General features: G+C 71.9%; 21 protein-coding genes and 2 tRNA genes. 16 read left to right on the top strand and 7 right to left on the bottom strand.

The window, feature by feature from the left end:
* Positions 1 to 300: 300 nt before the first annotated feature.
* The 3 genes from AAEP86_RS14775 to AAEP86_RS14765 all read right to left on the bottom strand — a co-directional run bounded on the left by AAEP86_RS14775 (position 301) and on the right by AAEP86_RS14765 (position 3,073).
* Positions 301 to 1,824: an oligosaccharide flippase family protein gene (locus AAEP86_RS14775; protein WP_420368059.1), complete on the bottom strand. Its 1,524-nt coding sequence runs from the start codon at positions 1,822 to 1,824 to the stop codon at positions 301 to 303.
* A complete protein-coding gene (locus AAEP86_RS14770; RefSeq protein WP_420368058.1) occupies positions 1,821 to 2,750 on the bottom strand; it encodes a beta-1,6-N-acetylglucosaminyltransferase in 930 nt (309 codons plus the stop codon). The genes AAEP86_RS14775 and AAEP86_RS14770 overlap by 4 nt, the downstream gene beginning before the upstream one ends.
* 149 nt (positions 2,751 to 2,899) lie before the next feature.
* Complete coding sequence (locus AAEP86_RS14765) at positions 2,900 to 3,073, bottom strand: hypothetical protein (RefSeq protein WP_420368057.1); 174 nt, start codon at positions 3,071 to 3,073, stop codon at positions 2,900 to 2,902.
* Between the two features lie 157 nt (positions 3,074 to 3,230).
* Here AAEP86_RS14765 and AAEP86_RS14760 point away from each other — a divergent pair, with 157 nt between their 5' ends.
* Positions 3,231 to 4,553, top strand: coding sequence for a glycosyltransferase family 2 protein (locus tag AAEP86_RS14760; protein ID WP_420368056.1), 1,323 nt, complete (start codon positions 3,231 to 3,233; stop codon positions 4,551 to 4,553).
* A 558-nt stretch (positions 4,554 to 5,111) separates the two neighbouring features.
* Here AAEP86_RS14760 and AAEP86_RS14755 read toward each other — a convergent pair.
* Positions 5,112 to 6,440: a glycosyltransferase gene (locus tag AAEP86_RS14755; protein WP_420368055.1), complete on the bottom strand. Its 1,329-nt coding sequence runs from the start codon at positions 6,438 to 6,440 to the stop codon at positions 5,112 to 5,114.
* 295 nt (positions 6,441 to 6,735) lie between these two features.
* Here AAEP86_RS14755 and AAEP86_RS14750 point away from each other — a divergent pair, with 295 nt between their 5' ends.
* The 6 genes from AAEP86_RS14750 (at position 6,736) to AAEP86_RS14725 (ending at position 12,407) form a co-directional block, all read left to right on the top strand.
* Positions 6,736 to 8,019: an ABC transporter substrate-binding protein gene (locus tag AAEP86_RS14750; RefSeq protein WP_420368054.1), complete on the top strand. Its 1,284-nt coding sequence runs from the start codon at positions 6,736 to 6,738 to the stop codon at positions 8,017 to 8,019.
* 171 nt (positions 8,020 to 8,190) lie between these two features.
* Positions 8,191 to 9,165 carry a carbohydrate ABC transporter permease gene (locus AAEP86_RS14745; protein WP_420370503.1) on the top strand — a complete coding sequence of 325 codons (975 nt, stop codon included), beginning with the start codon at positions 8,191 to 8,193 and terminating at the stop codon, positions 9,163 to 9,165.
* The gene (locus AAEP86_RS14740) at positions 9,162 to 10,073 is read left to right on the top strand and encodes a carbohydrate ABC transporter permease (protein WP_420368053.1); all 912 of its coding nucleotides are present in this window, start codon (positions 9,162 to 9,164) and stop codon (positions 10,071 to 10,073) included. The genes AAEP86_RS14745 and AAEP86_RS14740 overlap by 4 nt, the downstream gene beginning before the upstream one ends.
* A gap of 5 nt (positions 10,074 to 10,078) precedes the next feature.
* Positions 10,079 to 10,570: a hypothetical protein gene (locus AAEP86_RS14735; RefSeq protein ID WP_420368052.1), complete on the top strand. Its 492-nt coding sequence runs from the start codon at positions 10,079 to 10,081 to the stop codon at positions 10,568 to 10,570.
* 14 nt (positions 10,571 to 10,584) lie between these two features.
* Positions 10,585 to 11,685, top strand: a complete 1,101-nt coding sequence (locus AAEP86_RS14730; RefSeq protein WP_420368051.1) for a LacI family DNA-binding transcriptional regulator — start codon at positions 10,585 to 10,587, stop codon at positions 11,683 to 11,685.
* An 80-nt stretch (positions 11,686 to 11,765) separates the two neighbouring features.
* A complete protein-coding gene (locus AAEP86_RS14725; protein WP_420368050.1) occupies positions 11,766 to 12,407 on the top strand; it encodes an MBL fold metallo-hydrolase in 642 nt (213 codons plus the stop codon).
* Positions 12,408 to 12,500: 93 nt separating this feature from the next.
* On the opposite strand, the gene AAEP86_RS14720 is transcribed toward AAEP86_RS14725, so the two are convergent.
* On the bottom strand, positions 12,501 to 12,986 hold the full coding sequence (locus tag AAEP86_RS14720; protein ID WP_420368049.1) for a VOC family protein: 486 nt from the start codon (positions 12,984 to 12,986) through the stop codon (positions 12,501 to 12,503).
* Between the two features lie 129 nt (positions 12,987 to 13,115).
* Positions 13,116 to 13,961 (bottom strand): DUF72 domain-containing protein, encoded by an 846-nt coding sequence (locus tag AAEP86_RS14715; protein WP_420368048.1) that lies wholly within the window; start codon positions 13,959 to 13,961, stop codon positions 13,116 to 13,118.
* Positions 13,962 to 14,064: 103 nt separating this feature from the next.
* Here AAEP86_RS14715 and AAEP86_RS14710 point away from each other — a divergent pair.
* From AAEP86_RS14710 to AAEP86_RS14685, 6 genes are all read left to right on the top strand, one after another.
* Positions 14,065 to 14,140: transfer RNA gene (locus tag AAEP86_RS14710), tRNA-Glu, on the top strand.
* 56 nt (positions 14,141 to 14,196) lie between these two features.
* A tRNA-Glu gene (locus tag AAEP86_RS14705) sits at positions 14,197 to 14,272 on the top strand.
* A gap of 76 nt (positions 14,273 to 14,348) precedes the next feature.
* Positions 14,349 to 14,756: a RidA family protein gene (locus AAEP86_RS14700; protein WP_420368047.1), complete on the top strand. Its 408-nt coding sequence runs from the start codon at positions 14,349 to 14,351 to the stop codon at positions 14,754 to 14,756.
* A 1-nt stretch (position 14,757) separates the two neighbouring features.
* Positions 14,758 to 15,252 (top strand): fluoride efflux transporter FluC, encoded by a 495-nt coding sequence (locus tag AAEP86_RS14695; RefSeq protein ID WP_420368046.1) that lies wholly within the window; start codon positions 14,758 to 14,760, stop codon positions 15,250 to 15,252.
* Complete coding sequence (gene crcB, locus AAEP86_RS14690) at positions 15,249 to 15,638, top strand: fluoride efflux transporter CrcB (protein WP_420368045.1); 390 nt, start codon at positions 15,249 to 15,251, stop codon at positions 15,636 to 15,638. Before AAEP86_RS14695 ends, crcB begins: the two co-directional genes overlap by 4 nt.
* Entirely contained in the window at positions 15,635 to 16,240 is a 606-nt protein-coding gene (locus tag AAEP86_RS14685; RefSeq protein WP_420368044.1) for a histidine phosphatase family protein, read from the top strand. The genes crcB and AAEP86_RS14685 overlap by 4 nt, the downstream gene beginning before the upstream one ends.
* 268 nt (positions 16,241 to 16,508) lie before the next feature.
* On the opposite strand, the gene AAEP86_RS14680 is transcribed toward AAEP86_RS14685, so the two are convergent.
* A complete protein-coding gene (locus AAEP86_RS14680; protein WP_420368043.1) occupies positions 16,509 to 17,576 on the bottom strand; it encodes an FUSC family protein in 1,068 nt (355 codons plus the stop codon).
* Between the two features lie 185 nt (positions 17,577 to 17,761).
* Here AAEP86_RS14680 and leuC point away from each other — a divergent pair, with 185 nt between their 5' ends.
* The 3 genes from leuC to murA are packed head-to-tail and all read left to right on the top strand — an operon-like array spanning position 17,762 to position 21,197.
* The gene (leuC, locus tag AAEP86_RS14675) at positions 17,762 to 19,234 is read left to right on the top strand and encodes a 3-isopropylmalate dehydratase large subunit (protein WP_420368042.1); all 1,473 of its coding nucleotides are present in this window, start codon (positions 17,762 to 17,764) and stop codon (positions 19,232 to 19,234) included.
* On the top strand, positions 19,234 to 19,830 hold the full coding sequence (gene leuD, locus AAEP86_RS14670) for a 3-isopropylmalate dehydratase small subunit (RefSeq protein ID WP_420368041.1): 597 nt from the start codon (positions 19,234 to 19,236) through the stop codon (positions 19,828 to 19,830). Before leuC ends, leuD begins: the two co-directional genes overlap by 1 nt.
* Positions 19,830 to 21,197 carry a UDP-N-acetylglucosamine 1-carboxyvinyltransferase gene (murA, locus tag AAEP86_RS14665; protein ID WP_420368040.1) on the top strand — a complete coding sequence of 456 codons (1,368 nt, stop codon included), beginning with the start codon at positions 19,830 to 19,832 and terminating at the stop codon, positions 21,195 to 21,197. The genes leuD and murA overlap by 1 nt, the downstream gene beginning before the upstream one ends.
* Position 21,198: the final 1 nt, after the last annotated feature.

Below are 21,198 nucleotides of genomic sequence, written 5' to 3'. Positions count from 1 at the left end.
CTGCGGTCCAGACCGGGGCCGCGCGCCCCGGATGCAGCGTGTGGAGAGCGCGCCCGTCCCCGTCGGGACAAGGCCCGCGCGGTCAGGGCCGTCGCCGTCCAGCAGGGGCCGGCCGGCTGCGGTCCGACTCTCGGCGGCGGGCTGCGCGGCCAGCCGCACTGCGGCCCGCCGCACTGCGGACCGAGCGCATCACGGCCCGCCGCGCCGCCGGCCGCCCGCCGCACCGAGCGGCGCGCCACCGGCCGCCCGCTCCACCGACGCACGACCCACCGCTGACCGGCGCACGACCGACCACACCGATCAGGCCGTGCCACCTCGAGCCGCACGCAGCCGACGGAAGAACCAGGGCAGGCACGCGACGACACCGGCCACCCGGAACCAGTTCCAGAGCGCGTCCTGCGGCACGAACAGCGAGGCGGCGGCGATCCCCAGGGCCACGGCGAGGGGGAGGACCACCCGCAGCCGTGGTCCGCGCCAGCTCCGGCGGTCCGTGGTGACGAGCAGCTGCAGCGCCGCGAGCCCGATGTAGGAGAGCACGGTCGCCAGGGCGGCACCGGCGATCCCGAAGACCGGGACGAGCAACAGGTTCGCGCCGATGTTCGCCGCGCCGGCGACGGCGGCGATGACACCCACGACGACACCGCGGCGCTCGATGAGCAACAGGCGGCCGGTCGCGCCGCTGGCCACGACGGGCAGCGCGGTCACGGCGACGATGAAGACCACGAGCGTGAGCTCGTGGACCCGGTACGAAGCCGGAGCGAGGATCGGGAGGGCGACGGGCGACACGAGCGTGACCGCGAGGAGCACGGGTGCGAGCATCTTGTACAGCTCGTCACGGGAGTGCATCGCGAGCCGTCGACGGGCCTCGGCGTCGCGGAGTGCGGCGAAGTGCGGCGCCCAGGCCTGGTTCGTGAACGTCAGGAGCAGGATGACCGCGGAGCCGACCACGTACGCGATCTGGTAGCGCGCGACCTCCTCCGGGCCGAGGAGCCGCTGCACGACGATGCGGTCGCCCGCGTTGAGCACGAAGTACGACAGGTTGCCGAGCGCGACCGGGATGCCGAGCCGGAACGCCCGGACCGTGGTCCGGCGGTCGAGGAGGCCGGCGAGACGGGGCCGGGTGGCGGCGATGCCGATCACCATGGCCACTCCCTGGGCGACGACGCCGCCCCACGCGTACGTCGTGGCGTCGGCGTGCACGAGGGCGAGCAGCCCGAGTCCGATGATCGAGCCACCGATGGACGAGAGCAGGCTCGTCACGGCGAACACCTTGATGCGGTCCTGCGCGACGAGGAGTGCGAGGGCGATCTGCACGACCGCCGCCGGACCGGTCCAGAGCACGGCGACGAGGAGCAGCGGGTGCGCGCCGACGAACCCGGCGGCGTCACCCCAAAGCGGGATCGTCGCGAGTGCGACGACGGTGACGATCGTCGCGGTGACCATGCCGACGGCCAGGAGTCCGCGGGCGCGACGGTCGTCGCCGTCCTCGGCCCGCTGGAGCACCGACGCCTGGTCGATGCCGGCGACCGCCAGGACGACGAGCGCCTGGTACAGCGCGATCGCCGATGCCAGCACGCCGAACTCGGCCGGTGGCATGAGGTGGGCCAGGACGGGGGAGATGAGCGAGGAGACGACCAGCTGCATCGACCAGACGACGACGTAGAGCAGCCCGCGGCCGAACAGGGCGGACGAGCCCTTGCGGACCGCGACGCTGCCCGTGTCGACCGACTCCTGGACGGGCGCCGACGGCGCCTCGGCGGAGCGGGCCTCCCCGGCCTCCCGTGCGGCACGCGCCTCGCGGCGGGTCTGCGGGGGGAGCGTCACGGAGTCACCACCTGCCGTGCGGACGCCGGGTCCGCTGACGCTGCGGCGCCCCGCAGCCCGAACGCCCCGTCGACCACGTCGAGCAGGTCCGAGCTCAGCTCGGTCGAGAACTTCCGTGCGAACAGGTGCGGCACGTCGACGTTGGGCATCGTGCGCCGCTCGAGCAGCCGCCCGGCGTCGGCGGTGGTCAGCCACGGCGGGCTCTTCCGTGCCGTCCCGTCCCACCCGATCCACCAGAGCCCGTGGGGCACGTGCTCGTTGGCGAACCCGGGGGTGAGCGACGGGGAGCTGAGCACGGACGGCACGAACGTCTCGTCGGCGACCCACGTCCTCCGCCAGAAGCGCACGAGGTCCGGACGGCGGTCGACGGTGTCCACCACGCGTTCGGCGTGCCGACGGGCGAGGACCTTGAGCTGCGAGCCGCCGGCGAACACGACGTCACGGGGGACCCGGCGGGGGACCGGCAGGCGGATCATCTGCTTCTGCCACGCCCAGTGCCGGAACCGGATCCGACCGACGCCCCCGTCCCGGCCCCACTCACGGTACGGCAGGGGGTTCGTGGCGATGAACGACTCTTCACGGTGCGCGGCGAGGAGCGCACGGATCTCGTCGGGGTGCGCGAGGGGGTAGTCGCTGCCGGTCAGGACGGCCACGTGGCTCGCGTCCGTCTCGGCGAGTGCCGCGCGGTACCCCTCGACCTCGGCGGCGACGTTCTCCCACTTCGCCCAGCCCGTGCGGATGCGCGGCAGCAGCCGCACCCGTTCGGGGAGCCCCTCGGTCATCGCCCGGAACACCGTGTCCGGCGTCCGCGCGTCGCAGTGCAGGAACACCGGGAACGGGTCGAGTGCCTCGACCAGCCGGTGCACGTGCGCGGGGTCCTCGTGCGCGAGGACGATGCACGCCGGAGCGGCGGGGGAGATGGCCATGGACGCGACGCTAACCGCGGCGTTCCGGGGCCGACAAGGCGATCGGGGGCCTCTGCGGGGAAGCGGCGGTTTCCCGCAGACCGGCCGTGCGCGGCACGTCCGGACCGGCGTCCGGAGACGGCGGGATCAGGCGCGGAACCGGGCCCTGATCAGCGCTTCCTGCGGAACTTCGGGCAGTCGCACAGCGCGCAGTCCGACCCGGGCCGGTAGTGCTCGTGCGCGTCCTGCACGTGACCGCAGACGCAGGTCGCGGCGTCGACCACGAGCACCGTCCGCTCCGACGGGAGGTCGGCGCCGAGCTCGGTCGTGGGGCCCAGCGGCATGCGTCCTCCTCGTGCCCGGCGTCCTGCCACCGGGGCGTCCCGTCGATCCTACGGGGCGCGGGGCCTCCGGTGGCGGCAAACCGCAAGACGTGCGACCGTCGCCGCAACCCCCGGCCCCGTCGTTGACCGACAGCGCACCCCACCGGAGCATCGGAGCATGACCGACCACCAGGCCACCGCTGCGCCCGTCCTCACGCTCGCGCCCGCGATGCCCGCACCGGACGCCCCGGCCTGGTCCGGCGCCGCCTGGGTCGGCGCGGTCGACCGGCGCGAGGCGCTCGCCGCCTCCGCCGTCGAGCTCGACGGCGCCGCTGGCTTCCGCCGCGCGCGGCTGCTCGTCCGCGACGGCCGCGAGGTCGCCGGCTTCGTCGACGTCGCCGTCGACGCGGGTGGGGCGGTGGACCCTGCCGAGCTGGGAGCCGCGCTGCGCGACCTGCGCACCACGCGCCTCCCGTCCGTCCCGACCGGAGCGCCCGTCGGAAGGATCTCGGTCGTCATCGGGACCCGCGACCGGCCGGACGACGTCCGGCGCTGCGTCCGCTCGGTCCTCGCGTCGGCCTACGACGACCTCGAGGTGTTCGTCGTCGACAACGCCCCGACGACCGCCGCGACGCGCGACGTGGTCGCGTCGTTCGGGGACGCCCGGCTGCACTACGTCCTGGAGGCGCGACCCGGCGTCTCGCGGGCACGGAACGCCGGTCTCGCCCTCGCGTCCGGGGCCGTGGTCGCCTTCGTCGACGACGACGTGGTCGTCGACCGCGACTGGCTCGCCGCGCTCGCCGACGCGTACGCCCGCGACGCGGACGTCGTCTGCGTGACCGGCCTCGTGCCGAGCGGGGAACTCCGGACCCCGACGCAGCGGTACTTCGACGAGCGGGTGACCTGGGCGCGGAACACCGAACGTCGGGTCTTCCGGACGTCGGAGCCGCCCGCGGACCTCCCGCTCTTCCCGTTCTCCGTCGGTGCCTTCGGCACCGGCGCGAACATGTCGCTCCGTCGGTCGGCGGCGCTCGCGCTCGGCGGCTTCGACGTGGCACTCGGCCCCGGGACGCCGGCGCGCGCGGGGGAGGACCCCGACCTCTTCACCCGGGTGCTGTTCTCGGGCGGGGCGCTCGCCGTGGAGCCGTCCGCCGTGGTCTGGCACAAGCACCGTCCGGACCGGGAGGCGCTGCGTGCGCAGGCCCTCGGGTACGGCACGGGGCTCGGCGCCTGGGTCGCCAAGCTGATGCTGCGTCCTCGGACCGCGTTCGCCGTGCTCCGGCGCGCGGTGGGGGCCCTCCGTCAGCTGGGCGCGCTCGGGCAGGGGACGGGCGGTGACGGCGCGGGTGCCGACCAGGTGTCGGCTGCGGTCGACGCCGTGGGTGGATGGCCGGTCGACGACGCGTTCCGCGACGCGACGGCCGGGCTGAAGCGCGTCGAGCTCGTGGCGGCGCTGGGCGGCCCGGTCCGGTACCTGCGGGCACGGCGCGCGGCGCGCTGAGGGGCGGGCACGGGGGCGGGTTCCGTCGCGTCGGGGCTGCGGCGGGTGTCGCTCGTTGCGCGTGCAACCGCGTGCGTGTGCATGGTGCGACATCGTGGTCGTCGTACGACAACCGTTGTGTCGCATCTTGCGCGTGCAACGACCGGCGCCGCGTGCAACTGCATGCATGTGCATCGTGCGACATCGTGGTCGTCGTGCAACAACCGTTGTGTCGCCTCGTGCGCGTGCAACTGTTGCGCGTGCATGGTGCGACATCGTGGTCGTCGTACGACAACCGTTGTGTCGCATCTTGCTCGTGCAACGACCGGTGCCGCGTGCAACTGCGTGCGTGTGCATGGTGCGACATCGTGGTCGTCGTACGACAGCCGCCTTGTCGCTCCGTGCGCGTGCAACGGTTGCGTCCGCATCGTGCGACATCGTGGTCGTCGTACGACAGCCGCTTCGTCGCTCCTTGCACGGGCAACAACCGGCAGCACGGCCGCGGGCGCCGGCCCCGGGGCAGACGGAAGGCCCGCGGCGACGCTGCCACGGGCCTCCCGTCGGTCTCGGGGTCGGCGATCAGGGGCGGAAGCGCCCCTCCTCGACGTCCTTCCAGAACTTGCGGCTGCGGAAGTACGCCGCCGGACCCGCCGGGAAGCCGCGGAACTCGTGGTAGGCCAGGGAACGCGGGATCCGGGTCGTGGACGCCTCGGTCATCGTCTCCGGCGCCGCGTCACGACGGCCGGCCAGACGGGTCACGAGCTGCTTCGTCTTGATCTTCGCGGCGACGGGCATCAGGCGCGTGAGTGCGGTCAGGTGCCGACGGTCCTTGAGGATCAGCGCGCACATCAGCGCGGTGAAGCCGACGCCGTTGGAGTGCAGCTGGTGGTGCAGCCCCTCGAGGTCGCGACGGTGGCGGTGGTGCACGACGGCACGCGGCTCGAAGCCGATGCGGCCGCCACCCCACAGGATGCCGATGAAGATGTCGAGGTCCTCGCCGCCGCGCGCGGGGACACCGGCGCCGAGCGTGTTGTCGAACCCGCCGGCCGCGTCGAACGCCGAGCGGCGGACCGCCCAGTTCGCGCCGGCGCCGTAGCCGCCGATGCCGTAGACCGCGAAGTGCTTGCGGACCGAGCCGTCTGCTGCGATCGCGGAGACGCGGGCGTGCCGCATGGCTCCGGGGACGTCGTCCGGGACGATCGTCACCGGCTCGAACTGCCGCTCGCCGCTGAAGCCGCCGTAGTACGCCTCGTACCAGATCTGCGCCGGAGTCTCGAGCTCGACGGGGAGGATCATGCCGGTGACCGCGGAGAGCTGGGGTTCGCGGACGAAGCGCGTGCCGATCATCCGCAACCACTGCGGGTCCACGCGGACGTCGTCGTCGGTGAACGCGATGACCTCGCCGAGTGCGGCCGCGACACCCGCGTTCCGCCCGGCCGAGCAACCCGGGCGTCGTTCGGTGACGAGCCGCACGGTGCGCCCCTCCAGCAGGGCCGGGAGCGCGTCGTGCTCGGGGACCCGCACGCGGTTGTCGACGAGGACCACCTCGTGGCGCGGGTAGTCGATGTGCTCGAGGACGTCGAGGAGCTTGCCGAGGTCCTCGACGCGGCCGACGACCGTCGACACGACGATCGAGATCATCGGGAGGTCCTCGTCGGGCACCGGGGTCTCCGCGGCGTCGGACGCCCGCGCGGACCCGGTGACGAGTGCCGTCATGGCGCGTTCGGCGTCGGCCGGGTCGTCGGTCAGCAGGACGTCGAGCGTGCTCACCGGGTGCCCGTCACGGTAGCCGACGACCAGCGCGGTGGAGCCGGTCTCGTCGGCGACGAGCCGCGGCAGTGGCGCGTCGAGGTCGACGCTGACCACCCGGCGGGGACCGGGCACGGTGACGGAGGAGGTCTGGGTCATGTCCCGGACGCTACGGCGGTCCTCCCGCCCGGACAACGGCGTGCGGAGCGGGTGGCGGGGTTCGTGCGGGGTTCCGCACGCAGCTCGGACCGGACGTGCCCCGAGGTGTGAGCGCTCACCCGGGGACGGCCGAGGCGCCGAGAGGTCACGCTCCGGTCACGGAGTCGATGCAACCGGTTGCGGAACGCCGGGAGCGGGCGTACGTTCCTCCTCCAGCGGGCAGCGTCGCCTGCTCCAGGCCGCGTCGTCGAAGTCGATCGGCGCCCCTGGTGATCTCGATGAGGAGACAAACGCTGTGAAGACATCACGCGCCAAGGTGCGGTTCGCATCGGTCGCAGGGGTCGCCGTGATCGGCCTCGTGCTCACCGGCTGCTCGAGCGGGAGCTCGGCGTCGAACGACGGCAAGAGCGGCCAGGACAGCCGCGGCCCGATCACGTACGTGCAGGGCAAGGACAACTCCAACGTCGTCCGCCCGCTCATCGCGAAGTGGAACAAGGCCCACCCGGACGAGAAGGTCACCTTCAAGGAGCAGTCGGACCAGGCCGACCAGCAGCACGATGACCTCGTGCAGCACTTCCAGGCGAAGGACGCGAACTACGACGTCGTGGACGTCGACGTGGTCTGGACCGCCGAGTTCGCGGCGAAGGGCTGGCTCACGCCGCTCACCGGGAAGATGAAGATCGACACGTCGAAGCTGCTGCCGTCGACGGTCAAGACCGCGACGTACAACGACACGCTCTACGCGGCACCGCAGACGTCGGACGGCGCGCTGCTCTACTACCGCAAGGACCTCGTCAAGACGCCCCCGACGACGTGGGACGAGATGATGCAGGACTGCAAGATCGCGAAGGACAACGGCATCGGCTGCTACGCCGGGCAGTTCGCGAAGTACGAGGGCCTGACCGTGAACGCCTCCGAGGCGATCAACGGGTCGGGCGGCTCGGTCCTCGGCAAGAGCGGCACGCCGGACGTCGACACGAGCGACGCCAAGGCCGGTCTGCAGAACCTCGTCGACGCCTTCAAGGACGGGAACATCCCCGCCGAGGCGATCACCTACCAGGAGGAGCAGGGCCGCACGGCGTTCGAGGCCGGCAAGCTGCTGTTCCTCCGCAACTGGCCGTACGTGTACAGCCTCGCCAAGACCGACGGGTCGTCGAAGGTGAAGGACACCTTCGGGATCGCCCCCATCCCCGGCGCGGACGGCACCGGCGCGTCGACGCTCGGTGGCCACAACGCGGCGATCAGCGTGTACTCGAAGCACAAGGCGACGGCGCACGACTTCCTGGAGTTCCTCGAGTCGAACGAGACGCAGAAGTTCTTCGCGACGCAGGGCTCCCTGGCCCCGGTCGTGGGAGACCTCTACACGGACTCCGAGCTCACGGCGAAGCTCCCGTACCTGCCCACGCTGTTGAAGTCGATCGAGTCCGCGGAGCCCCGTCCGGTCACGCCGTTCTACCCGGCCGTGACGAAGGCGATCCAGGACAACACCTACGCGGCCCTCAAGGGTTCGAAGAGCGTCGACGAAGCCATGAAGGACATGCAGGCGGCCCTCAAGACGGCCACCAGCAGCGGCAACTAGCCGTCACCGGTGACGGCGGCCAGCCGTCACCACAGACGGACGGGAGGCGCGGTGCCAGCCCGCACCGCGCCTCCCGTCCGTCCCCACTCGCGTCCCGACACACCCCGGCAAGGAGGCCGTCACGTGTCAGCAGCAACCGAGATCCCCGCTGCCATCCCCAACCCGACCGGCATGGAGCCGCAGAAGCGGCGCAAGGGCGGGCTCAACGCCGAGCACGGCCGCTGGGCCGTGTACCTCATCGGTCCGACGATCGTGCTCCTCGCCATCGTCATCGGCTACCCCGTCGTCAGCGCCGTCATCCAGTCGTTCCAACTCGACTCCGGGCTCGACAAGGCCACCGGCCTGTTCGTGCAGGGCGGCTTCGCCGGTGTCACGAACTACGTGCACTGGCTCGCCCAGCAGTGCGGCAACACCACCTGCCCGCCCGGCAGCATCGGTAGCCAGTTCTGGGTGTCGATGGGCAACACGTTCTTCTTCACGGTGGTGACGGTGCTCGCCGAGACCGTCATCGGTGTGTGGATGGCGATCATCATGAACCGCAACTTCAAGGGCCGTGCCCTCGTCCGTGCGGCGATCCTCGTGCCGTGGGCGATCCCGACCGCCGTCACCGCGAAGCTCTGGTACTTCATCTTCGACGCGAACGGTGTGCTCAACCACGTGCTCGGCCAGCAGATCCTCTGGACGAGCGGCGAGTGGGCTTCCCGGTGGGCGGTGATCATCGCCGACACGTGGAAGACCACGCCGTTCATGGCGCTGCTCATCCTGGCGGGGCTCCAGCTCATCCCGGAGGAGGTGTACGAGGCCGGCAAGATGGACGGCGCTTCCACGGTCCAGCGCTTCTGGAACATCACGCTCCCGCTGGTCCGGCCCGCGCTCATGGTCGCGATCCTGTTCCGCGTGCTCGACGCGCTGCGCATGTACGACCTGCCGGCGATCCTCACCGGCGGCGGTGGCGGTTCCGGCAACGCGACGACCACGTTGTCGATCCTCGTGGTCGACCAGATCCGGCAGGGCTTCAACTCCGCGTCGGCACTCTCCACGATCACGTTCCTCGTGATCTTCATCGTCGCGTTCGTGTTCGTCCGGTTCCTCGGTGCGAACGTCGTGCAGACGCAGGCAGCCCAGCAGAAGGGGGACCTCAAGTGACCCTCGCAGCCGACCGGCCCCGCTCCGCGGCGCGTTCCCGCGACCGCGTCGACGACGCCGCCCAGATCCGCATCAAGCGGAACACCGGGTCGAAGCTCCGCACCGGCTTCCAGGCCACCGTCATCGCGGTCTGGTGCTTGCTGCCCTTCTACTGGATGATCGTGACGTCGTTCCGGGACGTCGGGTACACCTTCGACCCGACCCCGTGGTTCACGCACTTCACGCTCGACAACTACACGACGGCGTTCTCGACCGCGCTCGGCAACCACCTCGGACGGGCGCTGCTCAACAGCCTCGTCATCGGCGGTACGGTGACGATCATCGCGCTGCTCGTCGGCACGAGCGCCGCCTACGCCCTGGCCCGGCTCGAGTTCCGGGGGAAGTCGCTCATCGCCGGTGCGATCCTCGCCGCGTCGATGTTCCCGGGCGTCGCCCTCATCTCGCCGCTGTTCCAGCTCTTCACGGACATCGGATGGATGGGTTCGTACCAGGCGCTGATCCTGCCGAGCATCTCGTTCGTGCTGCCCCTGACCGTCTACACGCTGGCGAGCTTCTTCCGCGAGATGCCGTGGGACCTCGAGGAGGCGGCACGTATCGACGGGTGCACCCGGGTGCAGGCGTTCCGGCGGATCATCATGCCGTTGGCCGCTCCGGCGGTCTTCACCACGGCGATCCTGGCGTTCATCTCGTCCTGGAACGAGTACCTGATCTCGTCCCAGCTGTCGAGTGACGCGACGCAGCCGGTCACGGTGGCGATCGCGGGCTTCCAGGGCAGCGTCCCGCACCAGGAGCCGTACACCGCGGTGATGGCGGCGGGCACGATCGTGACGATCCCGCTCGTGATCCTCGTGCTCGTGTTCCAGCGGCGCATCGTGGCCGGCCTCACCGCCGGTGGCGTGAAGGGCTGACGGCCGTGGCACAGCGCGGACCCACCCGTCCCACCGCCCGCATCGAGGAGGCGATCGGCTTCGTCGGGATGTTCGGCGTGCTGGTGCTCGCCGTGACGGTGTTCTGCGAGCTCACCGGTCGACCGGCACTCGGTTGGGCACTCACCCTGCTGGTCCTCGTGGCCGGTGTCGTCGTCCTCGACCGGTGGCGCGTGTCGGTCCTGCGGCGGGCGGCCTCGACGGACGGCATCGGCGGCGCGGGCGCCGACGCGGCAGCGCCGACGCGTCCTCGGGTCGCGCCGGCGTCTGCCGCGCGGACCGTCCCGTCGGGCTCGGGGTCGGGGTTGGCGTCGGGGTCGGGGTCGGCGTCGGCGTCGGTCGAGGCGCGGGCACACCGGCACGTCGGCTGGGACGACCTGGCACCGGCCGGACGCCGGCCGGTCCGCGCGGACCGGACGGCGCCCGCGCCAGCGCAGGCCGGCCACCGTGGCGACGTGACGCGTCCGGCGGACGGCTGACGGGCCTCCCGGCAGTGTCCACCGGGATCCAGGAGATCGCGACCGTCACCGGCTTGTCGAAGTCCACGGTGTCCCGCGCCCTGCGCGGGATGTCGAGCGTCGCCGACACCACGATCGACCAGGTGCGGCGCGTCGCCGACGAACTCGGGTACGTGCCGAGCTCGGCGGCGGCGGGCCTGGCCACCGGGCGGCAGCGGGCCGTCGGCGTCGTGGTGCCGGTGATCGACCGCTGGTTCTACGTCAAGGCGCTCGGGGGCGTCGACGCCGAGCTGCGGCGTGCCGGGTACGACCTGGTGCTGTACAACCTCGGCGGCCCCGGGGGCGACCGGGACCGCTCCTTCCGTCGATCCATGCTGCGGCACCGCGTCGACGGGCTCGTACTGTTGTCCCTGGTGCTCGACGAGACCGAACGCGCCGAACTCGAACTCACCCGCCACCCAATGATTGTCATCGGCGGACCGGCGCCCGGCCTGCGGAACGTCGGCGTCGACGACGTGGCGGTGGCCCGGGTCGCGGTCGACCACCTCGTGGGGCTCGGACACCGCGAGATCGCCTACGTCGGTGGGCAGGACGAGGCCGGGATGAACGTGGCGGTGCCCTGGCTGCGGCGGGACGGGTTCACCCTGGCCATGCACGCGCACGGGCTCCCCGTCCGGTCGACGTGGATCGCGGACGGGCGGTTCTCGTTCGCGGGGGGCGTGGACGCGGGGCGGGCGCTCTTCGCCGCCGGCGCCGCTGCTGGGGCTGCCGGCACTGCTGGCGCTGCTGGCGCTGCTGGCGCTGTTGGCGCTGCCGGCGCTGCCGGCGCTGCCGGCGCTGCCGGGGTGCGGCCGACCGCAGTGTTCTGCGCCTCGGACGAGATGGCGCTCGGCGTGGTGGTCGCCGCGCGGCAGGCCGGGCTCGCGGTCCCCGAGGACGTCTCCGTGATGGGCATCGACGGGCACGAGTACGGCGAGGTCGTGGGACTCACCACGGTGGCGCAGGACCCGGTCGCGCAGGGGCGGGCGGCGGCGCGGGCCGTGCTGGCCGAGGTGGACGGTGCCGAGGCGACACCCCTGGCGGCGTCCCCGGCGCACCTCGTGGTGCGGGCGACGACGGGGCCGCCGTCGCGCTGAGCGGGGCGGCGGGGCAGTGCGCGCGCCGCGTGCGGCCGCTACCGCCACCCACCCCCGTGCCGCCGCGTAGGGTCGCCGCCATGGAGGTCACCAAGCTCGAACACGCCTGCCAGGTCCTCGCCGAGGGCGACGCTCGCCTCGTCATCGACCCCGGCGGCTTCACCCGGCCGGTCGAGGTCAGCGGCGTCGTCGCCGTCGTCGTCACCCACGAGCACCCCGACCACGTCACGCCCGAGCAGGTCCGACGCATCCTCGCCGCGAACCCGGGCGCGGTCGTCCTCGGCCCGGCCGGTGTGGCGACGGCGCTCGCCGAGGCCCTGCCGGAGGTCGCGGTGGACGTCGTCACCGACGGCGACCGCCGCACGGTCGGCCCGTTCGACCTCACGTTCCACGGCACGCGGCACAACGTCATCCACGCGAGCGTCCCGGTCGTCGACAACACCGGCGTGCTCGTGAACGGCACGCTGTTCCACCCCGGCGACTCCTACACCGACCCTGGCGTGCCCGTCGAGGTGCTCGCCGCCCCGGTCGGCGCGCCGTGGCTGAAGGTCGCGGAGATGATGGACTACGTCGCGGCGATCGCGCCCCGCCGGGCGTACCCGGTGCACGAGGCCACGCTCTCCGAGATCGGGTACGACATGCACACCGGTCGCCTCCGGGACGTGGTGGAACCCGCCGGGACGCTCGTGGTCCTGGCGCCCGGCGAGTCGCTCACCATCTGAGTCGGTGCGGTAGACAGCCGGGAGGCGCGGGTCACCCCCGATGATCGTCCCCGCCTCGGTGGTCCGCCCCTCCACCGAGGAGGTCGCGGGCGATCACGGGGCCCCTTTCGGATCGAGCACCACGCGTTCGTCGAGCCACGGCGACTCGTGGTCGGCGGCGAGATCGTGGCCGTGGGTCTCGGCGGAGTACAGCCGCAGGACCGTGCCGTCCGGGTCGCGGAACGCGATGAGCCACGCGCGGAGGCCGACGAGCACCGGCGACGTCTCGATCTCCTGCTGGCGCAGGTAGGTGTGCCACTGTTCGAGCTCGGCGCGGGACCGCACGAGCATCGTCACCGGGTCGAAGCCCTGGTGGAGGAGCGCTCGTACCGGGTGCAGACGCAGTTCGAGGAGGGTGTCGAGGCCGGCGACCTGCAGGATGTACGCGAACAGGGCGCCGTCCGGACGGACGTGGTCGGCTTCGGGGATCCGCACTGCGCCGAGTGCCCGCTCGTAGAAGCGCAGGGACGCGTCGAGGTCCGAGACGGGCACCTTGAGGTGGTGGATGCCCGCGAGGGGCGGACGTGTCAGGGGTTGCACGGATCGGCCTCGCTCGTCGTCGTGGTGCTGGCCCGCAGTGGCAGCGCCGGCGTGTGTGAACGCACACGAGGATTGCGCATCGGGCCTCGAACCGTGCTGTGGAGGCCGGGCCCTGACCTCCCGATGAATTCAGCCGGGGAGCTCCGGGTGGCCGGGACCGCGATCACGGCCGCGCACGATGCGGTCGAGCGCGAGGGCGTCCCACGGCGCGTGCTGCTCGGCGTCATTGTCGAAGTAGACGTAGGTGTCCCGCCCCGCGTCGACGTGTCCGAGTACCGTCGTAGCCCAGCGGCCGAGCGCCTGCGGCGAGTACCCGTCGTGGTAGGTCCGCGGCGCACCGTGCAGGCGGAGGTAGGCGATCGGTGATCCCGTGTCCACGCGCAGCCGCGGGAAGTCGCCAGCGTGGGAGTCGACGAGCGCGGTGCCGTGGCGCCGCAGGACCTCGACGTGCTCGTCGGTCAGACCTGCCGACCGCACCTCGAGCGCGTGGTGCAGTTCGCCGCCCGGGTCCTCGTTCGTCACCGCCGGCACGGCGACCTTGTCGTCGTGGTGCTCCGCGAGGGCGGCGGCCGCCCCGTGCGTCCGCGGGAGCAGCGCGAGGAAGTCGTCGAGCACCTGCGGGGTCGGCAGGAGCGCCTCGGGGAGCTGCCAGAGCACCGGGCCGAGGGTGTCCCCGAGTTCCAGCGGGCCGGACGCGAAGAAGTTCGCGAGCGCCGTCTCGACGTTCCGGAGCCGGAGCATGTGCGTGACGTAGCGGCCGCCCTTGAGCGCGAAGCGGAACCTCGGGGGCGCCGCCGCGCGCCAGGCCCGGTACCGGTCCGGTCGCTGGAGTGCGTAGAAGGACCCGTTGACCTCGACCGTGGGGAAGCGCTCGGCGGTGTACGCAAGCCAGCGCCGCTTCGGTAGGTCGCGCGGGTAGAAGTCGCCGCGCCACGAGTCGTACTGCCAACCCGACAGGCCGATCCGTACCTCCACGACTCCACCGTATGCCGACGCCGGTGCCACGGCACACCCGGTCGACACGCCTCGTTTTGGCACGGCGTGCGGGCTTGTGCCATACTTGTCGAGTTGTCGGAACGGCCCCATCGTATAGCGGCCTAGTACGCTGCCCTCTCACGGCGGTAACGCGGGTTCGAATCCCGCTGGGGTCACCACAGGTGGCTTGCCTCCGAGTCCGACAACGAGTGTGCTCCGTCCCGACGGAGCGTGCGGCCCCATCGTATAGCGGCCTAGTACGCTGCCCTCTCACGGCGGTAACGCGGGTTCGAATCCCGCTGGGGTCACCATCGCAACCCCCGTCGAGCTCCGGCTCGCCGGGGGTTGTGTCGTTCCGGGACGCTGCGCGTCTGCCACCCTGGGACGGTGACCACCGTGGTGCAGCTCATCCGATCCGACCAGCTGAGCGACGTGGCGGAGTACGCGTACGCGTCGACCGTCCCCGCCGGTGCGAGGACGATCTTCCTCGCGGGTTCCTGCCCGCTCGACGCGGACGGTGCGACCGTCGCGGTCGGGGACGTCCGCGGTCAGGCGGCGCAGTGCGTGGCGAACCTCCGGACCGCACTCGCGGCGGCCGGGGCGGGAATCGAGGACCTCGCGCAGACCCGGGTGCTCGTCGCGTCGTCGCGGCAGGAGGACCTCGTCGCCGCATGGGAGGTCGTCCGTGCGGCCATGGGTGACCACGACGTCCCGAGCACGCTGCTCGGTGTGACGGTGCTCGGGTACGACGACCAGCTGGTCGAGGTCGAGGCGATCGCCGCCGTGGCGGACTGACATGCCGACCACGCAGCCCCCGCAGCACCCGCGCCACTCGCGCCCCTCGCGCGGCGAGCGGCCCCCGCACCTCCGCTGGGGCCCGCTCGGCCTCGTCGCGCTCGGCGGTGCGCTGGGCACCGGCCTCCGCGCGCTCCTCGCCGAGGCGTTCCCGGCTCAGGACGGCATCAGCTGGGTGATCCTCGGGATCAACGTCGTCGGCGCGTTCTGCCTCGGGCTACTGCTCGAGTCCCTCGCGCGGCGCGGTCCTGACGTCGGCCGCCACCGTACGGTCCGCCTGTTCGTCGGCACCGGCATCCTCGGGGGGTTCACGACCTACAGCACGCTCGCGGACGACACCGCGCGCTTGCTCGACGTCGGCCGCTGGGCTGCCGGGACCGGCTACGCCCTGCTGTCCGTGGTGCTCGGGCTGGCGGCCGCCGCCGCGGGCATCCTGCTGGCGGCGGCGCTCCGACGCCGGTCACCCGAGGTGGACGCTGCCGGAGGCGTTCGGTGAGCGCGGTCGAACTGCTCCTCGTCGCGGTCGGCGGGGGAGTCGGCGCGGCACTCCGCTTCGCGCTCGACGGGGTCGCGAAGGGCCGCGTCGCCCGGACCCGACTCCGGGTGTTCCCGGTCGGGACCCTCGTCATCAACGTCACCGGGTCGCTCGTCCTCGGGTTCGTCACCGGGGTCGGCGAGGCGGGTGCGTTGCCCCTCCCGGTCGTCGCGGTGCTCGGAACGGGCATGATGGGTGGGTACACGACGTTCTCGACGGCGAGCGTCGAGACCGTACAGCTCCTCCGATCCGGCACGACCCGGCTCGCCGTCCTGAACGGCCTCGGGATGCTCGTCGTCTCGGTCGGCGCAGCCGCGCTCGGCCTCTGGCTCGGAAGGAACACATGACCTCGGAACGCCCCGGCGAACTCGTCCTCGTCCGTCACGGAGAGACGGAGTGGTCGAAGAGCGGGCAGCACACCGGCCGTACCGACATCCCCCTCACGGAACACGGTGTCGAGCAGGCGGAGCGCGCCGGTCGGTACCTCGCCAACCGCTCGTTCGCGCTCGCGCTGTCCAGCCCGCTGCAGCGCGCGCAGGACACGGCCCGGCTGGTGGGCGCCGACCCGGAACTCGACGAGGACCTCTACGAGTGGGACTACGGCGCCTACGAGGGGCTGACCACGCCCCAGATCAAGGTGCTGCGGCACGGGCCGTGGGACCTCTGGACCGACGGCGTGCCGGCCGGGGACACCCCGGGCGAGAACGCCGCCGAGGTGCGCGTTCGCGTCGAGCGCGTCCTGAACCGGGTGCGTCCGGTCCTCGCCGAGGGGGACGACGCCCTCGTCGTGGCGCACGGGCACGTGCTCCGCGCCCTCGGGGCGGCCTGGATCCGTCTCGCACCGCAGGACGGCGCCGTGCTGAAGCTCGGTACCGCGACCGTGAGCACGCTGGGCTACGAGCACGGCCGGCCGGTCATCGACTCCTGGAACATCCAGCCCCAGGACTGAGCCGCTGCGGATACCCCCGCGAGTGCGACAGGCCTCCGCCGCCACGGTCGGAAAGTCCCGCCAGAGCGACAGATCCCCGCCGACGATCCGCGGGAATCTGTCGCTCTGGCGGTACGGGGCAGCGCACGGGCGGTTGTGGCAGTACAGATCAGGGCACGGGCACGGGCGCGGGTACCGGTACGGGGCAGCGCACGGGCAGCGCACGCGCAGCGCACGGGTACGGGGCACGGGCACGGGGAGCGCGCGCCACCGCGCGGGACCGCCGGCGTCAGACCGTGCGGATGCCGGTCGTCGCGCCGAGCGCCCGGCCGCGTCGACGCTCGATCGCTCGACCGACCACGAGCAGCCCGACGCTCACCAGCGCGCCGAGCGTCGTCTGCGCGATCCGGTCGAGCGCGAGGAGCTCCGGCGCCTCCGGCAGGCTCAGCCACGACACCGCGAGCGCGAGGGGCGTGAGGAACAGGAGCGTCACGGCGTAGTGCCGGGCGACGAAGATCTCCGCGAAGAACTGGCCGATCACGGCGATGACGACGATCCACCACGCGGACGGCTCGAGGAGCAGGATGCCGACGGCGACGATCGTCCCGCCGATGGTGCCGATGAACCGCTGGAACGCCCGGACGACGGTGTGGCGCTGGCGCAGTGCCGGCAGCGTCGACACGACGGCGATCACGGCCCAGTACGGGTGTCCGAGCCACGGGATCGTCGACGCGACCGCTCCGGCGACGAGCGACCCCACGAGGTTGAGCGCCACGGTCTCCCACAGCGCGGCCGTACGGAGGATCGTCAGGGAGCGGTGCTTGTGCTGGGCGAGCGGCCGGAAGCGGTGCGGTGCACGCGGGTGCAGGACTCGTCGCAGCACGGCCCCGGACATCGCCACGAGCCACGCCCATGCGACCGAGCAGACGATGATCGTCGCGACGAGCGGGACGTCCGCGGGGCGCAGGGGCACGAGGGACGAGACGAGGAACGCGAACACCGGGAAGATCGGCTGCGCGGGGATGGTCTGCAACGCGCTGAGGGTGCCCACCGCCACGACGAGCACGACCACGAGGCCGACCGCCTGCAGCCAGAGCGGCGACCCGAGCAGGGCGACGCCGACCCCGGCGGCCATGCACAGCGCCTGCAGTGCGCCGGCGACCCCGGTGGTGACGGCACGCTGCCGGTAGGGCTCGGTCGCGCCGAAGATCGCGGTGAACCCGGCGAACATCGCGAACGCCGCGTACTCCGGCATCCCGAGGGCGATGAGCAGCGCCAGCGGGGCGCCGCCGGCGATCGCGGCGCGTGCTGCGCCCTCGAGGTTGGTGGTCCGGGTCGAGTGCACAGGTGTCGTCATGTCGCGTCCATCTTCCCACCGCCACCGACGGTCCCGACGCGCCCACGGGCCGGACGGGAGGCGCGTGACGGGCCCGCACCGTGCCTCCCGTCCGCCCCGACGTGCGTTGGTATACCAACCTGCTAGACTCGCCGGACCGAGCCGCGAGAGCGGTACCGCAACGTCGACGAAGAAGGGCCGAGCCGATGGGAAAGACGCTCGCCGAGAAGGTGTGGGACGACCACGTCGTGGTCAAGGGCGAGGACGGGAACCCGGACCTCCTCTACATCGACCTCCACCTCGTGCACGAGGTGACGAGTCCGCAGGCGTTCGACGGCCTGCGCCAGGCCGGCCGACCGGTCCGCCGCCTCGACCTGACGATCGCGACCGAGGACCACAACACCCCGACGCTCGCGATCGACCGCCCCATCGCGGACCCGACGAGCCGGATCCAGATCGAGACGCTGCGCCGCAACTGCGAGGAGTTCGGCGTCCGACTGCATTCCCTGGGCGACAAGGAGCAGGGCATCGTCCACGTGGTCGGTCCGCAGCTCGGCCTGACCATGCCCGGCATCACCGTGGTCTGCGGCGACTCGCACACCAGCACCCACGGGGCCTTCGGCGCGATGGCGTTCGGCATCGGCACGTCGGAGGTCGAGCACGTCCTCGCCACGCAGACCCTGCCGCTCAAGCCCTTCAAGACGATGGCGATCACGGTCGAGGGCACGCTGCGCCCGGGGGTGACGGCGAAGGACATCATCCTCGCCGTGATCGCGAAGATCGGCACCGGCGGCGGACAGGGCTACGTGCTCGAGTACCGCGGCTCCGCGATCCGTGCGCTCTCGATGGAGGGCCGCATGACGATCTGCAACATGTCGATCGAGGCGGGCGCCCGCGCCGGCATGGTGGCCCCCGACCAGACCACCTACGACTACGTCCAGGGCCGCGACCACGCGCCGACCGGCCAGGACTGGGACGACGCCGTCGCGTACTGGGAGACCCTCGGCACCGACGACGACGCGGTGTTCGACGCCGAGGTCTTCATCGACGCCGACGAACTCGAGCCCTTCGTCACCTGGGGCACCAACCCCGGTCAGGGCGTGTCGCTCTCCGAGTCCGTGCCGTCGCCCGACTCCTACGACGACCCGAACGACCAGGCCGCGGCGCAGCGGGCGCTCGACTACATGGACCTCGAAGCCGGCACGCCGATGAAGGACATCGCCGTCGACGCCGTGTTCATGGGCTCGTGCACGAACTCGCGCATCGAGGACCTCCGGGCCTTCGCATCGGTCATCCGGGGCCGGACGAAGGCCGACGGCGTCCGCGTGATGGTCGTGCCGGGCTCCGCGCGGGTGCGGCTCGAGGCCGAGGCCGAAGGACTGGACAAGGTGTTCACCGACTTCGGCGCGGAGTGGCGGTTCGCCGGCTGCTCGATGTGCCTGGGCATGAACCCCGACCAGCTGGCACCGGGGGAGCGGTGCGCGAGCACCTCGAACCGCAACTTCGAGGGCCGCCAGGGCAAGGGCGGCCGGACGCACCTCGTGTCGCCGCTCGTCGCCGCCGCCACCGCGGTGCGCGGGACGCTGTCGAGCCCGTGGGACCTGGAGACCGACGACGCGCTGACGGCCGTCACGAACGACGCCACCGCAACGACCGCGACCACCGAAGGGGCCATCTGATGGACAAGATCACCACCGTCACAGGACTCGCCGCGCCGCTGAAGCGCTCGAACGTCGACACCGACCAGATCATCCCCGCGGTCTACCTCAAGCGCGTCACGAAGACCGGCTTCGAGGACGCCCTGTTCGCCGGGTGGCGGCAGGACCCCGACTTCGTGCTGAACCAGGAGCGGTACCAGGGCGCCCGCGTGCTCGTCGCCGGCCCCGACTTCGGCACCGGATCGTCCCGTGAGCACGCGGTCTGGGCGCTCCGCGACTTCGGCTTCACGGTCGTGGTCTCGCCCCGGTTCGCGGACATCTTCAAGGGGAACGCGGGCAAGCAGGGCCTGGTCACCGCGATCGTGACCGAACCGGAGGTCGAGCGGCTGTGGGCCGAGATCGAGGCCAACCCGGGGGTGACGGCGACCGTGGACCTCGTGTCCCAGCGCGTGTCGCTCGGCGCGGTGGACGTCCCCTTCGAGATCGACGCTTACACTCGTTGGCGGTTGATGGAAGGGCTCGACGACATCGGGCTCACCCTCCGTGACGAGACCTCGATCACGGAGTTCGAATCCCGCCGCTCCAGATGGCGGCCGAAGACATTGCCGGTGAAGTAGTGAACTCTCTCGTACAGGACGCAGCGGCCGCAGGGGCGCGCGTGGGCCTCAAGTCGGACGAGATCGTCATCCGCGGGGGCAAGCCGCTCGTGGGGCGCATCGAGGTCCGCGGGGCGAAGAACCTCGCGACGAAGGCCATGGTGGCGTCGCTGCTGGGTGACACCCCGTCGATCCTCAAGGACGTGCCGGACATCTCCGACGTCAAGGTCGTCCGCGGCCTGCTCGAGGTGCACGGCGTGCGCATCACCGATCCTGCACGAGGCGAGCTCATCCTCGACCCGTCGAACGTCGAGTCGGCCCACTTCGCCGAGATCGACGCCCACGCCGGCTCGAGTCGCATCCCGATCCTGTTCTGCGGTCCGCTGCTGCACAAGCTCGGCGAGGCGTTCATCCCCGACCTCGGCGGCTGCCGCATCGGCGACCGTCCGATCGACTTCCACCTCGATGCCCTCCGGGCCATGGGCGCGGTCGTCGACAAGCAGGTCAGCGGCATCCACCTGACGGCGCCGAACGGCCTCAAGGGCGCGTACATCGAGCTGCCCTACCCGAGCGTCGGCGCGACCGAGCAGGTCCTGCTGTCCGCGACCCTCGCCGAGGGCGTCACCGAGCTCCGGAACGCCGCGATCGAGCCCGAGATCATGGACCTCATCGCGATCCTGCAGAAGATGGGCGCGATCGTCTCCGTCGAGCCGAACCGTGTCATCTTCATCGAGGGCGTCGAGTCGCTCCGCGGCTACACCCACCGCGCCATCAACGACCGCAACGAGGCCGCGAGCTGGGCCTCCGCCGCACTCGCGACGAACGGCGACATCTTCGTCGAGGGCGCGAAGCAGCAGGAGCTCATGACGTTCCTCAACGTCTTCCGCAAGGTCGGCGGCGGGTTCGACATCCAGGAGGACGGCATCCGGTTCTACCGGGAGCTCGAGACCCTGAAGCCCGTCGTCGTCGAGACCGACGTGCACCCCGGCTTCATGACGGACTGGCAGCAGCCGCTCGTCGTCGCGCTGACCCAGGCCGACGGCCAGAGCATCGTGCACGAGACCGTCTACGAGAACCGCTTCGGCTTCACGGACGCCCTCAACGAGATGGGTGCCGACATCGTCGTGCACAAGGAGGGACTGCCCGGGCACGACCGTCGCGTCGCGCGCCGTCCGTTCGAGCAGGCCGCGGTCATCACCGGACCGACGAAGCTGCACGCCGCGAACGTCCGGGTCCCCGACCTGCGGGGCGGCTTCAGCCACCTCATCGCGGCGCTGACCGCCGAGGGCGAGTCGCACATCACGAACGTCGGCATCATCAGCCGCGGCTACGAGCACTTCATCCCGAAGCTGCGCAAGCTCGGCGCCGACTTCGACTTCGCGGGGTAGG

Origin of the sequence: Curtobacterium sp. L1-20 (assembly GCF_048755855.1) — a bacterium.
GTDB lineage: Bacteria > Actinomycetota > Actinomycetes > Actinomycetales > Microbacteriaceae > Curtobacterium.
This window is presented reverse-complemented; position numbering and strand designations above follow the sequence as displayed.

Coding starts and splice junctions, on each gene's coding strand:
- AAEP86_RS14770 (WP_420368058.1), bottom strand. CDS start 2,750: ATGGCCATCTCCCCCGCCGCTCCGGCGTGCATCGTCCTCGCGCACGAG.
- AAEP86_RS14765 (WP_420368057.1), bottom strand. CDS start 3,073: ATGCCGCTGGGCCCCACGACCGAGCTCGGCGCCGACCTCCCGTCGGAG.
- AAEP86_RS14760 (WP_420368056.1), top strand. CDS start 3,231: ATGACCGACCACCAGGCCACCGCTGCGCCCGTCCTCACGCTCGCGCCC.
- AAEP86_RS14755 (WP_420368055.1), bottom strand. CDS start 6,440: ATGACCCAGACCTCCTCCGTCACCGTGCCCGGTCCCCGCCGGGTGGTC.
- AAEP86_RS14745 (WP_420370503.1), top strand. CDS start 8,191: ATGGAGCCGCAGAAGCGGCGCAAGGGCGGGCTCAACGCCGAGCACGGC.
- AAEP86_RS14725 (WP_420368050.1), top strand. CDS start 11,766: ATGGAGGTCACCAAGCTCGAACACGCCTGCCAGGTCCTCGCCGAGGGC.
- AAEP86_RS14695 (WP_420368046.1), top strand. CDS start 14,758: ATGCCGACCACGCAGCCCCCGCAGCACCCGCGCCACTCGCGCCCCTCG.
- AAEP86_RS14685 (WP_420368044.1), top strand. CDS start 15,635: ATGACCTCGGAACGCCCCGGCGAACTCGTCCTCGTCCGTCACGGAGAG.
- AAEP86_RS14680 (WP_420368043.1), bottom strand. CDS start 17,576: ATGACGACACCTGTGCACTCGACCCGGACCACCAACCTCGAGGGCGCA.
- leuC (WP_420368042.1), top strand. CDS start 17,762: ATGGGAAAGACGCTCGCCGAGAAGGTGTGGGACGACCACGTCGTGGTC.
- leuD (WP_420368041.1), top strand. CDS start 19,234: ATGGACAAGATCACCACCGTCACAGGACTCGCCGCGCCGCTGAAGCGC.